This is a genomic window from Nocardioides ginsengisoli (assembly GCF_039537225.1).
Lineage (GTDB): Bacteria > Actinomycetota > Actinomycetes > Propionibacteriales > Nocardioidaceae > Nocardioides > Nocardioides ginsengisoli.
On record NZ_BAABAC010000015.1, the window covers coordinates 50,169 to 63,792 of the forward strand.

12 protein-coding genes are annotated in these 13,624 nt (G+C 71.9%); 6 read left to right on the forward strand and 6 right to left on the reverse strand.

What is annotated here, in order from left to right; translation table 11 throughout:
* The first annotated feature begins 10 nt into the window (after window positions 1-10).
* Window positions 11-916, forward strand: a complete 906-nt coding sequence (locus AB4880_RS08635) for a phosphotransferase family protein (protein ID WP_367918810.1) — start codon at window positions 11-13, stop codon at window positions 914-916.
* 45 nt (window positions 917-961) lie between these two features.
* On the opposite strand, the gene ypfJ is transcribed toward AB4880_RS08635, so the two are convergent.
* The gene (gene ypfJ, locus AB4880_RS08640) at window positions 962-1,909 is read right to left on the reverse strand and encodes a KPN_02809 family neutral zinc metallopeptidase (RefSeq protein ID WP_437440497.1); all 948 of its coding nucleotides are present in this window, start codon (window positions 1,907-1,909) and stop codon (window positions 962-964) included.
* A 97-nt stretch (window positions 1,910-2,006) separates the two neighbouring features.
* Between ypfJ and AB4880_RS08645 the strand changes: the two genes are divergently transcribed.
* Window positions 2,007-3,605, forward strand: coding sequence for an ABC-F family ATP-binding cassette domain-containing protein (locus AB4880_RS08645; protein ID WP_367918812.1), 1,599 nt, complete (start codon window positions 2,007-2,009; stop codon window positions 3,603-3,605).
* Between the two features lie 90 nt (window positions 3,606-3,695).
* On the opposite strand, the gene AB4880_RS08650 is transcribed toward AB4880_RS08645, so the two are convergent.
* The gene (locus AB4880_RS08650) at window positions 3,696-6,227 is read right to left on the reverse strand and encodes an ABC transporter permease (protein ID WP_367918813.1); all 2,532 of its coding nucleotides are present in this window, start codon (window positions 6,225-6,227) and stop codon (window positions 3,696-3,698) included.
* A gap of 3 nt (window positions 6,228-6,230) precedes the next feature.
* Complete coding sequence (locus AB4880_RS08655; protein ID WP_367918814.1) at window positions 6,231-7,031, reverse strand: ABC transporter ATP-binding protein; 801 nt, start codon at window positions 7,029-7,031, stop codon at window positions 6,231-6,233.
* Between the two features lie 94 nt (window positions 7,032-7,125).
* Between AB4880_RS08655 and glpK the strand changes: the two genes are divergently transcribed.
* Genes glpK through AB4880_RS08670 form a run of 3 tightly spaced genes read left to right on the forward strand, consistent with a single transcriptional unit; the run spans window position 7,126 to window position 11,170 of the window.
* A complete protein-coding gene (gene glpK, locus AB4880_RS08660) occupies window positions 7,126-8,655 on the forward strand; it encodes a glycerol kinase GlpK (RefSeq protein WP_367918815.1) in 1,530 nt (509 codons plus the stop codon).
* On the forward strand, window positions 8,652-10,409 hold the full coding sequence (locus tag AB4880_RS08665; protein ID WP_367918816.1) for a glycerol-3-phosphate dehydrogenase/oxidase: 1,758 nt from the start codon (window positions 8,652-8,654) through the stop codon (window positions 10,407-10,409). Before glpK ends, AB4880_RS08665 begins: the two co-directional genes overlap by 4 nt.
* Window positions 10,409-11,170: an SDR family oxidoreductase gene (locus tag AB4880_RS08670; protein WP_367918817.1), complete on the forward strand. Its 762-nt coding sequence runs from the start codon at window positions 10,409-10,411 to the stop codon at window positions 11,168-11,170. The genes AB4880_RS08665 and AB4880_RS08670 overlap by 1 nt, the downstream gene beginning before the upstream one ends.
* Here the strand turns inward: AB4880_RS08670 and AB4880_RS08675 are convergent.
* Window positions 11,056-11,964, reverse strand: coding sequence for an SURF1 family cytochrome oxidase biogenesis protein (locus tag AB4880_RS08675; RefSeq protein ID WP_367918818.1), 909 nt, complete (start codon window positions 11,962-11,964; stop codon window positions 11,056-11,058). The genes AB4880_RS08670 and AB4880_RS08675 overlap by 115 nt on opposite strands.
* A 56-nt stretch (window positions 11,965-12,020) precedes the next feature.
* Between AB4880_RS08675 and moaA the strand changes: the two genes are divergently transcribed.
* Complete coding sequence (moaA, locus tag AB4880_RS08680) at window positions 12,021-13,013, forward strand: GTP 3',8-cyclase MoaA (RefSeq protein WP_367918819.1); 993 nt, start codon at window positions 12,021-12,023, stop codon at window positions 13,011-13,013.
* Window positions 13,014-13,038: 25 nt separating this feature from the next.
* Here moaA and AB4880_RS08685 read toward each other — a convergent pair whose 3' ends face one another.
* Together AB4880_RS08685 and AB4880_RS08690 are read right to left on the reverse strand one after the other, a co-directional pair.
* Window positions 13,039-13,233 carry an acetone carboxylase gene (locus AB4880_RS08685; protein WP_367918820.1) on the reverse strand — a complete coding sequence of 65 codons (195 nt, stop codon included), beginning with the start codon at window positions 13,231-13,233 and terminating at the stop codon, window positions 13,039-13,041.
* The gene (locus AB4880_RS08690; RefSeq protein WP_367918821.1) at window positions 13,223-13,600 is read right to left on the reverse strand and encodes a DUF3099 domain-containing protein; all 378 of its coding nucleotides are present in this window, start codon (window positions 13,598-13,600) and stop codon (window positions 13,223-13,225) included. The genes AB4880_RS08685 and AB4880_RS08690 overlap by 11 nt, the downstream gene beginning before the upstream one ends.
* Window positions 13,601-13,624: the final 24 nt, after the last annotated feature.

The window sequence follows — 13,624 nt, forward strand, 5'->3', positions numbered from 1 at the left end:
TTTGCCCACCATGTGGCAGCCCGAGCCGGATTGGGTGGCGGTCCCCGGTGCTACCGGGACCTCCACCGTCGGCGTGTGGCGGACCGCCCTCGGCGGTCGCCCCGTCGTCGTCAAGCGGCTCGGCGCGCCCGGGCCCGGCGACCCGGCGGTGCTGTCCGACCGCGGGCACATCGGCTACTGGCGGCGCGAGGCCGACGTCCTGCTCACCGGGCTGACCGGGCGGACGCCGGGCCTGCGCTCGGCGCCCGCATCGGTCGAGGAGGACGACGAGGGCGTCACCATCGTCCGGGACTGGGTCGAGGACGCCGCGTCCAGCGGACTCTTTCTCGCCCTCGCGCTCGGCCGCTTCGCCGGCGCCGAGATCGGCCACCCGACCTTCCTGGCGAGCGACCTGCTGCGCGACCGGCTCGCCCGGGTGGCACGCAACGGCGGCTGGACCACCCTCGCCCGGACGACGGTCGCCGACGTCGCCGAGCACCTCTGGACCCGCCGCGAGTCGATGCTGGCGGTGCTCGAACGGCTGCCCCAGGTCCCGCAGCACGGCGACCCGACGCACCGCAACCTGCCCGGCCGCGAGGACGACGAGGTCCTTGCCATCGACTGGGGGACCCTCGGCCACGGACCCGTCGGCGGCGACCTCGGCTATCTGTCGCTGTCGGCGCGCGAGGAGTTCGAGCCGCTGCTCGACGCCTACCTGCTCGGCTTGCCCGACGGGATCGCCGAGCGCGACGACGTCGTCACCGGCGCGCGGATCACGTCGGTCTACACCGCGCTCACCCGCGCCGAGTGGGCGCTCGCGCGGGTCGCCGGGGGCGAGGGCGCGCTGGCCGGCAAGTACCGCCATCCCGCCGTCGCGCCCCACCTGCGCGCGCTGCAGCGGACCTTCGGGCACATGGAGGCCCTGCTCGAGCTCTAGCGTCCCGGCCGCGAGCGGCCAGGACCGGACCTGGACAGGAGGAGATCAGACGCGCGGCGCCGAGAAGGTGTCGCAGGCGTCGACGGTGCCCTTGTCGTAGCCGACCATGAACCACTTCTTGCGCTGCTCCGACGAGCCGTGGGTCCAGGCCTCCTGGTTGACCCGGCCGCCGCTGCGCTTCTGGATGTAGTCGTCGCCGACGGACTTGGCAGCCTCGATCGCCTGGTCGATGTCCTCCTGGGTGAGGTCGAGGAGGAGCTTCTCGCCGGACGCGTCGTCGGTCGACGTGGCGTGCTGCGCCCAGAGCCCGGCGTAGCAGTCGGCCTGCAGCTCGAGCCGGACGCCGTCGCTCTGCGGGCCGGTCTGCTGGCTGCGGACCTTGCCCATGAAGCCGAGCAGGTTGGAGACGTGATGGCCGTACTCGTGGGCGAGGACGTAGTACTCGACGAACTGCCCGGTCGGGCCGCCGAGCTGGTTCTGCAGGACGTCCTTGAAGAAGCTGGTGTCGAGATAGATGGTCTCGTCGGTCGGGCAGTAGAACGGCCCCACCGCGGACGATGCCGCGCCGCAGCCGGTGTCGACGCTGCCGGTGAAGGTGACCATCGCCTTCTCCGGGTGGAACCTGCTGCCGAGCTCCTTCGACCAGTAGCTGGTCAGCGAGTTCTCGATCGCCACCCGGGCGCAGTCGGGGCTGTTGTTGGCGTCGTCGCCGGTCAGGCAGTTGGCGTAGCGGTCGGTGCCCTGCTGGGCGTCGCTCAGCCGCGCGGGCGAGTAGACGTTGGCGCCGCCGCCGAGCGGGTTGATGCCGAGGAAGTAGCCGGCCACGACGATCACCAGCAGCACCACGATGCCGCCCGCGCCGCCCTTGCCGCCGGGGATCGGCAGCCGCATCCCGCCGCCGCCCAGACCGCCGCCCAGGCCACCGCCTCCGCCGCCGCTTCCGGCATCGCGCATGCGGGAGGTGTCGAGGCGGGCCTTGGGATTGAATCGCACCACGAGAAGCACCCTATGCCAGGAAGGGCCGGCTTCTGGTGAGCCGTGATCCGACGTTTTCGGGGCCGGCCCGGTCGCATGGGAGAATCGGCGGGTCATGATCACTGTGCACCAGCTCGAGGTTCGCGTCGGTGCGCGGCTCCTCATGGAGAACGTCAGCTTCCGCGTCGGCCCCGGCGACAAGATCGGCCTGGTCGGCCGCAACGGCGCCGGCAAGACCACGCTCACGAAGGTCCTCGCCGGTGACGCGCTGCCCGCCGGCGGCACCGTCACCAACAGCGGCGAGATGGGCTACCTGCCCCAGGACCCCCGCGTCGGCGACCCCGAGGTGCTGGTGCGCGACCGGATCCTGTCCGCGCGCGGCCTCGACGACGCCGTACGACGGATGCGGGCCGCCGAGATCGCGATGGCCTCCGACGACCCCGACGAGCGTGACAAGGCCTTCCGCAGGTTCCAGCGCGCGCAGGACGAGCTCGACGCCGGTGGCGGCTACGCCGCCGAGACCGAGGCGCTGCAGATCGCGCAGAGCCTCGGCATCGCCGACCGCCTCATGGAGCAGCCGCTCGGCACGCTCTCCGGTGGTCAGCGCCGCCGGGTCGAGCTGGCCCGGATCCTCTTCTCCAGCGCCGAGGTCCTCGTCCTGGACGAGCCGACCAACCACCTCGACGCCGACTCGATCGTCTGGCTGCGGGACTGGATGAAGTCCTACAAGGGCGGCTTCATCGTGATCTCCCACGACAACGAGCTGCTCGAGGAGACCGTCAACAAGGTCTTCCACCTCGACGCCAACCGCGCGGTCATCGACATCTACAACATGGGCTGGAAGAACTACCTCACGCAGCGCGAGACCGACGAGGCCCGCCGCAAGCGCGAGCTGATGAACGCGCAGAACAAGGCCAAGACGCTCACTGACCAGGCCAACAAGATGCGCGCCAAGGCGACCAAGGCGACCGCCGCGCAGCAGATGCTCAAGCGGGCCGAGCGGCTGCTCGAGGGCGTCGAGGGCGAGCGGCAGGCCGACAAGGTGGCGGCGATCAAGTTCCCGACGCCGGCCGCCTGCGGCAAGACGCCGCTGTCGGCGCACGACCTCTCCAAGTCCTACGGCGCGCTCGAGATCTTCACCGCCGTCGACCTGGCCATCGACAAGGGCTCCCGCGTCGTCATCCTCGGCCTCAACGGCGCCGGCAAGACGACGATGCTGCGGATCCTCGCGGGTGTCGACAAGCCCGACACCGGCGAGGTCGTGGCCGGCCACGGGCTCAAGGTCGGCTACTACGCGCAGGAGCACGAGACGCTCGACGTGAGCCGCACGGTGCTCGAGAACATGCAGTCCGCCGCCCCGCAGCTCACCGACACCGAGGCACGCTCGGTCCTCGGCTCCTTCCTCTTCACCGGCGACGACGTCCACAAGCCGGCCGGCGTCCTGTCGGGCGGCGAGAAGACCCGGCTCGCGCTGGCCTCGCTCGTCGTGTCGGCCGCCAACGTCCTGCTGCTCGACGAGCCGACCAACAACCTCGACCCGGCCTCACGCGAGGAGGTCCTCAGCGCGATCCGTCGCTACGAGGGCGCGATCGTGCTCGTCACCCACGACGAGGGCGCCGTCCACGCGCTCGAGCCGGACCGGGTGCTCATCCTCCCCGACGGCGTCGAGGACCTCTGGAGCCCCGACTACGCCGACCTGGTCGCCCTCGCCTGATCGTCGGTCGTACCGGACGTTTCGGTCACTGATTCGGCGGTTGAGCGACCGAAACGTCCGGTACGACGGCGGCCCCGGCTATTCGGTTGGCTATTCGGTGGCGATCGCGTCGAGGACGTCGAGCCGCGCCGCCCGGATGGCCGGGATGACCGCGGCCAGCACGCCCACCACGACGGCGACGACGAGGAAGGCCAGGAGCTGGCCGAGCGGTAGGCCGAGGCTGGTGAGGTCGGTCTTGAGGGCGCGCTGCAGGAGCGTGCCGATGACGACGCCGAGAGCCATGCCGAGGACGGCGCCGAGCACGGCGATGGTCACCGACTCGAGGGTGATCATCCGGCGCAGCTTGGCCCGGCTCATGCCGACGGCGCGCAGCAGGCCGACCTCGCGGGTGCGCTCGATGACGCTGAGGCCGAGGGTGTTGACGATGCCGATGACGGCGATCACGATCGCCAGCGCCAGCAGTCCGTAGATGATGTAGAGCAGTTGGTTGATCTGGCCGCGGATCTGGTCGGCGAACTCGACCTTGTCGTAGACGCCGACGATCGGCGCCGGCTTGGCGGCCGCGTCGACGCGGTCGTGCACGGCCTGGGCGTCGGCGCCCGGGGCCAGCAGGATGCTGAGCGAGGTGTCCTGGCGCTGGACGCCGACCTTGGTGAGCTGGTCGAGGGGCACGGTCACGTCGGAGGTGACGGTGGAGGCGTCGATGATGCCGACGACCTTGGGCTTGAGCTGCTGGGCGCCGAGGAAGCCGAGCTCGAGGGAGCTGCCGACGGAGAGGTGGTGGTCCTTGGCGAAGGACTTCGTGACGATCGCCTCGTCGCCGCTGATCGTGCTGGTGCCGTGGAGCACCTTGAGCGTGTAGATGTCGGCGAAGTGGTCGTCGGCGCCGGTGACGAAGATCGAGCCGCCGTCGTAGCGGGCGGGGGTGAGCTGCTGGCGGGCGAGGACGCCGACGCCGTCGATGCCCTCGATCCGGTCGCCGATCTGGGTCGAGAACGGCAGGAAGGTCGGGCTCTGCACCAGCAGGTCGGCGGTGAACTGCTCGTTGACGAGATCGTCGACCGACTTGTTGAGCGAGGCGGCCAGCACGCCGATCGTGGAGACCAGCGCCAGGCCGATCATCAGCGCCGAGGCGGTCGCTCCGGTACGGCGGGGGTCGCGCAGTGCGTTCTCGCCGGCGAGCCGGCCGGGCGCGCCGAAGACGCGGGCGAACACGCTGCGGCAGACGAGCAGAACCGGCTTGCCGATGACCGAGCTGAGCGCGGCGACGGTGAGGATCCAGATGACGGCGCCGACGCCGATCCAGAGCGCGTTGGAGTCGGCGACGCCGTAGCCGGCCGCGCCGGCGCCGATGGTGAGGAGCGTGCCGCCGATGACGGTACGGCGGCGCAGCGACGTGCGCTCCGGCGCCACGTCGGAGCGCATCGCCGCGACCGGCGCGACCCGGCCGGCCCGGCGGGCGGGCAGGTAGGCGGCGACCATGGTCACACCGATGCCGACGACATAGCTGCTCACGACGGCGCTGCCGGTGAGGTTGAGGACGTTGCCCGCGATGTCGAGCCCGAAGGCGCGGAACATCGCGGCGAGACCGCGGGCGAGCAGCAGCCCGAGCCCGATCGCCAGCGTCGACGCGACCAGGGAGAGGACGAACGCCTCGATCAGCACCGACCGGGTGACCTGACCGCGGGACGACCCGAGCGCGCGCAGCAGCGCCAGCTCGCGGGTGCGCTGGGCGACGAGGATCGAGAAGGTGTTGACGATGATGAAGCCGCCGACGAGCACGGCGATGATCGCGAACACGGTCAGGAAGATCGTGATCACGTCGAGGAACTTGCCGATCGCGTCCTGCGACTCCTTGGCGACCTTGTTGCCGGTCACCGCCTGGAAGCCGGCGGGCAGCACCCGCTCGGCGGCGTCGACGAGCTGCTGCTGGCTGACGCCGGGAGCGGCCGTGAGGCTGACCCGGTTGAAGACGTCCTTGCCCTGGTAGAAGAGGTCCTGGGCGCCCTTGGTTGAGAACACCAGGAGCGTCGCGCCCGCCGTACCGCCGCCGTTGAACTCGGCGGTGCCGGTCAGCGTGGCAGTGCGCTCGAGGGTGCCGAACGGGGCGAGCAGCTTGACCTGGTCGCCGATCCGGTAGTCGCCGGCCTTGGCGGCGTGCTGGTCGAGCACGATCTCGTCGGTGGCGGTCGGCCAGCGCCCCGACTTCAGCAGCATGATCTGCTGGCCCGCCATATTGGGCGAGCCCTTGTAGTTGAACGACAGTGTGGGCGCGCCGGTGCCGCCGACGAGCGTGCCGTCCTTGGCGAGCAGGTTGAGCCCCACACCCTGGACGTCGCCGTCGGCGCGGGCGACCTGGGGGAGCGCGGCGAGCGCCTGGATGGTGGCCGGGGTGACCACCTCGGCCGACTGGGTGCCGTTGCCGCTGAACTCCTCGGTGTTCTGGGCGCGGACGACGGCGTCGGGCGTGGAGCCGTAGATGATGCCGTCGAACGTCTTGGACAGCGCGTGGGAGAAGACGAGGACGCCGGACAGGAACGCCACGCCGAGGATGATCGCCAGGCCGCTCATCAGCAGCCGGACCTTGCGCGCGAGCAGGGTGCGCAGCGTCAGGCGGAGCATGGCTCAGGCCTGCCCGCGCGCGGCCGCGGCCGCGTGCAGCTGAGTGATGTGTTCAGTGATCTGAGCCACCAGAGATGGCTGGTCGCGGTCGGGGTCGCGGATCTCGTCGACGACGCGGCCGTCGGCGAGGAACACCACCCGGTCGCAGTACGACGCCGCGACGGGGTCGTGGGTCACCATCACCACGGTCTGGTCGAACTCGTCGACGCTGCGCCGCAGGAAGGTCAGCACCTCGGCCCCCGACGTGCTGTCGAGATTGCCCGTCGGCTCGTCGGCGAAGACGATCGACGGCTTGCTCACCAGCGCCCGCGCGCACGCGACCCGCTGCTGCTGGCCGCCGGACATCTCCGCCGGACGGTGGCCGAGCCGGTCGCGGAGGCCGACGGTGTCGACGACGGTGTCGAACCACGCGGCGTCGGGCTTGCGGCCGGCGAGGCTGAGCGGGAGCAGGATGTTCTCGCGCGCGGTCAGCGTGGGGATCAGGTTGAACGCCTGGAAGACGAACCCGATCTGGTCGCGCCGCAGCGCCGTCAGCGCCTTGTCGCGCAGCCGGGACAGGTCGGTGTCGCCGATGAGCACCTGCCCGGAGGTGGGGGTGTCGAGCGCGGCGAGGCAGTGCATCAGGGTGGACTTGCCGGAGCCCGAGGGACCCATGATCGCGGTGAACTCGCGGGCCGCGAGGTCGATCGAGACCCCGTCGAGCGCGCGCACCGCGGAGTCGCCCGCGCCATAGGTCTTGCGCAGGTCGATCGCCCGTGCGGCCACGGGTGTCGCGGCCGGGGCGAGGGGGCTGGCGTCCGTCATGGGACCACCTTGCCAGGGGCCTCCGACGCATCGCATCAGGAATGTCCCCGAGCCTTCCCCCGGGACCTCCGTCCCACTCCGTAGGCTTCGGGTCATGGCTGCTGACGCACGCTTCGTGGGGGCGATCGACCAGGGCACCACCAGCACCCGGTTCATGGTGTTCGACCACGCCGGACGCGAGGTCGCGCGCCACCAGCTCGAGCACACCCAGATCCTCCCGAGAGCCGGCTGGGTCGAGCACAACCCGGTCGAGATCTGGGAGCGGACGTCGGCCGTGGTGCAGACCGCGCTCGGCCGCGCCCGCCTGTCGGCCGACGACCTGGCCGCGATCGGCATCACCAACCAGCGCGAGACCACCATCGTGTGGGACCGCCGTACCGGCCGGCCACTCTCCAACGCGATCGTCTGGCAGGACACCCGCACCGACGCGATCGCCGCCGCGCTCGACGCCGACGGCCGCGGCGACGTGATCCGCCATCGCGCGGGGCTGCCCCCGGCGACGTACTTCTCCGGTGGCAAGCTTCAGTGGATCCTCGACAACGTCCCCGGTGCGCGCGAGGCAGCCGAGCAGGGCGACGCGCTCTTCGGCACCCCCGACACGTGGATCCTGTGGAACCTCACCGGCGGGCCCGACGGCGGCGTCCACGTCACCGACGTCACCAATGCCAGTCGCACCATGCTGATGGACCTCGAGACCCTCGACTGGGACGACGAGCTGCTCGGCTTCTTCGGCGTCCCGCGCGCGATGCTGCCGGAGATCCGCGAGTCCTCAGCCACCACGCCGTACGGCGTCACGCGCGCCCGCGGACCGTTCGGGGGAGAGGTGCCGATCACCGGCATCCTCGGCGACCAGCAGGCGGCCACCGTCGGCCAGGTCTGCTTCGCGCCCGGCGAGGCCAAGAACACCTACGGCACCGGCAACTTCATGCTGCTCAACACCGGCACCGAGATCGTCCGGTCCAAGGCGGGCCTGCTCACGACACCGGCCTACCAGCTCGGTGACGAGCCGTGCGTCTACGCGCTGGAGGGCTCGATCGCCGTCACCGGCTCGGCCGTCCAGTGGCTGCGTGACCAGCTGGGCATCATCAGCGGCGCGGCCGAGTCGGAGTCACTGGCCCGGCAGGTCGACGACAACGGCGGCGTCTACTTCGTGCCCGCCTTCTCCGGCCTGTTCGCGCCCTACTGGCGCTCCGACGCGCGGGGGGCGATCGTCGGCCTGTCCCGCTTCAACACCAACGCCCACCTGGCTCGGGCGACGCTGGAGGCGATCTGCTACCAGTCCCGCGACGTGGTCGAGGCGATGTGCGCCGACTCCGGTGTCGAGCTCGGCGTCCTCAAGGTCGACGGCGGCGTCACCCTCAACAGCCTCTGCATGCAGATCCAGGCCGACGTGCTCGGCGTCCCGGTCAGCCGGCCGGTGGTGCCGGAGACGACGGCGCTCGGGGCGGCCTACGCGGCGGGCCTGTCGGTCGGCTACTGGCGCGACACCGACGAGCTCCGGCAGAACTGGCAGGAGGACACCCGCTGGGAGCCGGAGTGGGACGTCGAGCGGCGGGAGGCCGGCTACGCCCAGTGGCAGAAGGCCGTCCAGCGCACGCTCGGCTGGGTGGAGGTCGGCCGGTGAACCCCGCCGCCCTCTCGCCCCGCGCCCGCAGCGCCGCGCTGAAGCGGCTGGAGAGCCAGCACCTCGACGTCCTCGTCATCGGCGGCGGCGTGGTCGGCTCCGGCGCCGCGCTCGATGCGGCCACCCGCGGTCTGACGGTCGGTCTGGTCGAGGCCCGCGACTTCGCCTCCGGTACGTCGAGCCGCAGCTCCAAGCTGATCCACGGCGGCCTGCGGTACCTGGAGATGATGGACTTCCGGCTGGTCGCCGAGGCCCTCAAGGAGCGCGGCCTGCTCATGCAGCGGCTGGCGCCCCACCTGGTCCGGCCGGTGCCCTTCCTCTACCCGCTCAACGGCCGCGGCTGGGAGCGCTGGTACGCCGGCACCGGCGTCGCGATGTACGACGCGATGTCGAAGGCCAGCGGCTACGGCGACGGGATGCCGCTCCACAAGCACCTCACCCGCCACGGCGCGCGCAAGGTGTTCCCGTCGCTGCGCAAGGACGCGCTGGTCGGCGCGATCCGCTACTACGACGCGCAGGTCGACGACGCCCGGCACACGATGTTCCTCGCCCGCACCGCGGCGACCTACGGCGCGGCCGTCGCGTCACGCACGCGCGTGCTCGGCCTGATCAAGGAGAGCGAGCGCGTCGTCGGCGCCGAGGTGATCGACCTCGAGACCGGCCACCGCTTCGAGATCCGCGCGTCGCAGGTCATCAACGCGACGGGCGTCTGGACCGACGAGACGCAGGCGATGGCGCGCGAGCGCGGGCAGTTCAAGGTCCGCGCCAGCAAGGGCATCCACCTGGTGGTCCCGCGCGACCGGATCCGCGGTGAGACCGGGCTGATCCTGCGCACCGAGAAGTCCGTGCTCTTCGTGATCCCCTGGAAGCGGCACTGGATCATCGGCACCACCGACACCGACTGGGAGCTGTCGAAGGACCACCCGGCCGCCAGCAGCAGCGACATCGACTACCTGCTCGAGCACGTCAACCGGGTGCTCGAGGTGCCGCTGACCCGCGACGACGTCGAGGGCGTCTATGCCGGCCTGCGGCCGCTGCTCGCCGGCGAGTCCGAGGCGACGTCCCAGCTCTCCCGCGAGCACGCGGTCGCGCACAGCGTGCCGGGCCTGGTCGTGGTCGCGGGCGGCAAGTACACGACCTACCGGGTGATGGCGGCCGACGCAGTCGACGAGGCGGTGCACGGCCTGGAGACGGTCCTCGGCCGCAAGGCGGGGGAGTGCGTGACCGAGCGGGTGCCGCTGGTCGGCGCCGACGGCTACCAGGCGCGGTGGAACCAGCGGCGCTCGCTGGCGGCCCAGTCGGGGCTGGCGATCAACCGGGTCGAGCACCTGCTGGAGCGCTACGGATCGCTGGTGCTGGAGGTTCTCGACCTGATCGCGGCCGAGCCCGAGCTGGCCGAGCCGCTGCCCGGTGCCGAGGACTACCTGCAGGCGGAGGCGGTCTACGCGGTCACCCACGAGGGCGCCCGCCACCTCGACGACATCCTGACCCGGCGGATGCGGGTCTCGTTCGAGACCTTCGACCGCGGGGTCCGGGCGGCGCCGTACGTCGCGGCGCTGGTGCGGGGCCACCTGCGCTGGGACACCGACCAGCAGGAGCGCGAGGTCGAGCACTACCTCAAGCGGGTGGAGGCCGAGCGCGAGTCGCAGCGGCAGCCCGATGACCACACGGCCGACGCGGCGCGCAAGGGGGCGGCGGACGTCGTACCGGTGTCGCGGATCGCCGAGGAGATCGAATCGATGGAGAACAGCTGATGGATGTTGGCCTGACCGACCGTGTCTACCTGCTCACCGGCGCCACGCGCGGCCTCGGCCGGGCGACCGCCGAGGCGCTGGTGGCCGAGGGCGCCCGTGTGGTGGTCTCCGGCCGCTCGCAGGAGTCGGTGGCGGCGACCGTCGCGGCCCTGGGCGGGGAGGAGCGGGCGCGCGGCGTCGTCGCCGACAACGCCGCGCCCGAGACGCCGGGCCTGCTGATCGCGGCGGCCCAGCAGGCGTGGGGGCGGGTCGACGGCGTGCTGATCAGCGTCGGCGGCCCGCCCGGGGGCAGCCTCACCGACGTGACCGACGAGCAGTGGACGGCGGCCTTCGGCTCGGTGTTCCTCGGTGCGGTGCGGCTGGCGCGCGAGGTCGGCGCGGTGCTCGGCGACGGAGGCTCCATCGCGTTCGTGCTGTCGAGCAGCGTCCGGGAGCCGATCCCCGGACTGGCGGTCTCCAACGGCCTGCGGCCGGGGTTGGCGATGGCTGCGAAGACCCTCGCCGACGAGCTGGGGCCGCGCGGCATCCGCGTCAACGGCCTGCTCCCGGGGCGGATCGCCACCGAGCGGGTCGCCGAGCTCGACGCCGCCACCGGCGACGAGGAGGCCGCGCGGCGGCGCTCGATCGAGCAGATCCCGCTGCGGCGCTACGGCTTGCCGGAGGAGTTCGGCCGGGTGGCCGCCTTCGTGCTGTCGCCCGCGGCGTCGTACCTGTCCGGCGTGATGCTGCCGGTCGACGGCGGGATGGTCCGCGCGCTCTGAGGAGCCCGTGAGAACGGCCCGCCCTGGCGACGCTTGGTGCCCTTGCGCTCGCCGCGCGGGCCGTGCTTGCGCTCGTCGTAGGCGAGGTAGAGGAAGCCGCCGCCGGCGAGGACGCCGAAGAACCACCACTGCAGGCCGTAGAAGAAGTGCGGTCCCTCGCCGAGGTCGGGCAGCTCGACCGGGGCGAGCTCGGTGGCGGGCTTCGGGTCCTCGGCCTTGAGCGCGACGAAGCCGGTGAAGACCTCCTCGTTGATCGCCTTGCTGATCGGGCCGCTGGCGATCGCGCGGGTCGAGCGGCCGCTGACCTGCGTGGAGCTGCCGGTGCCGTCGGCGCGGACCCACCCGGTGACCGTCACCTCGCCGGCCGGGGGAGCGGGGAGCTTGTCGGGCCCGATCTCGGGGTCGTCGGTCTCGAACCAGCCCCGGTCGACGAGGAGGGCGGTACCGTCGGCCGTGACCAGCGGGACGACGACCTCGACGCCGGGGGCGCCCTCGCGGGTGCGGTAGCGGACGACGATGGTCTCGGCGACGTCGTACTCGCCGGTGGCGGTGATCAGCCGCCACTCGTCGGTCTCGCCGACGGGACGTCCCGGCGCCATCACCTGGTCGACCGGGATGGGGGCGCGGTGCTCGTTGGCGCGGACGACGGCGTTGAGCTCGCGGCGGTCGTGGAGGCGGCCGAACTGCCATTCGCCGAGCCACCAGGTGCCGTAGCCGATGAGGATGACCGCGAGGAAGAAGAGGACCCAGCGGCGGCTCAGGAGGAACCGCCACGAGCTCAGGACAGAACGCACAGCCATAACGGTAGGACCAGCCCGAAGCCAACCTGACCTCGGCCTATGCTGGGTGTGTGCAGCCTCTAATCGACCAGCACGGCCGGACCGCGACCGACCTTCGCGTCTCCCTGACCGACCGCTGCAACCTGCGCTGCACCTACTGCATGCCCGCCGAGGGTCTCGACTGGATGCCGCTCGAGGACCAGCTCAGCGACGACGAGGTGGTCCGCCTGATCCGCGTCGCCGTGCGCGAGCTGGGCGTCGAGGAGGTCCGGTTCACCGGCGGCGAGCCGCTCGTACGGCGGGGCCTGGTCGACATCGTGCGGCAGGTCCGCGCGTTCGACGCCGACGTCGAGATGTCGATCACCACCAACGCGCTGGGGCTCGCGCGGACGGCGTCCGCGCTGGCCGAGGCGGGGCTCAACCGGGTCAACGTCAGCCTCGACACGGTCCGCTCGGAGGTCTTCCACGAGATCACCCGCCGCGACCGCTTCCACGACGTGGTCGAGGGCCTCGCCGCGGCCGAGGCCGCCGGGCTGGGGCCGGTGAAGGTCAACGCCGTCCTGCTGCGCGGCGTCAACGACGACCAGGCGCCCGAGCTGCTCGGCTGGTGCCTCGAGCGCGGCTACCAGCTGCGCTTCATCGAGCAGATGCCGCTCGACGCCCAGCACGGCTGGGACCGCGCGTCGATGGTGACCGCCGACGAGATCTTCGCGTCCCTGGCCACGCGCTACGACCTCACGCCCGCGCACGAGCCGCGCGGCAGCGCCCCGGCCGAGCTCTTCCTCGTCGACGGCGGCCCTGCCACCGTCGGCGTCATCGCCTCGGTGACCCGGCCCTTCTGCGGCGACTGCGACCGGGTCCGGCTCACCGCCGACGGCCAGGTCCGCAACTGCCTCTTCGCGCGCACCGAGTCGGACCTGCGGGGCGCGCTGCGCGCCGGTGCCAGCGACGAGGAGCTCGCCGACCGGTGGCGGATCGCGATGTGGGGCAAGCTGCCCGGACACGGCATCGACGACCCGACCTTCCTGCAGCCGGACCGGCCGATGTCGGCCATCGGCGGCTGACGTCTGCTGTCCTCGGCTGCTCGGCTCAGGCCGGGACGTGCGGCGCGGTCTCCTTGAGGAATCCGCGCGCGCCCAGGAACGCCTCGAGCGACTCGCGGTGCGCGTCGCACGCCAGCCAGATCTTGCGGCGGTCGGGGGTGTGCAGCTTGGGGTTGTTCCAGAGCAGCTGCCACTGAGCAGGCTCGCGGCACCCCTTGGCCGAGCAGACGTCAGGCTCCACGGTCGTCCTCTTCGGTCGGGCTGTCGTCGTCGCCGGACACGGTGACCGGACCGTCGCCCAGTTGGCGCTGCGGATCGCCGCCACCGGTGAGGGGCATCCCCGAGGAGCGGCTGTCCTCGGCGTTGGCGGCCACCACGGCGACGTACGGGAGGATGATCGCGCCCGCGATCAGCAGCGGCCACAGCCAGTGGATGCCCGCCGCCCCCGAGATCGCCGCCCCGATGAAGCAGAGCGTGCGGATCGACATCGCGATGACGTACCGCTTCTGACGGCGCGCCAGATCAGCCTGCGGGCTCGAGCCAGCGGTGGTGATCCGGATGGCGTCGTCGTGCCGGCCGGACGAGCGGATCGGGCGGGACGACGACATGGCTCCAGCCTAGACCCGCGCTCC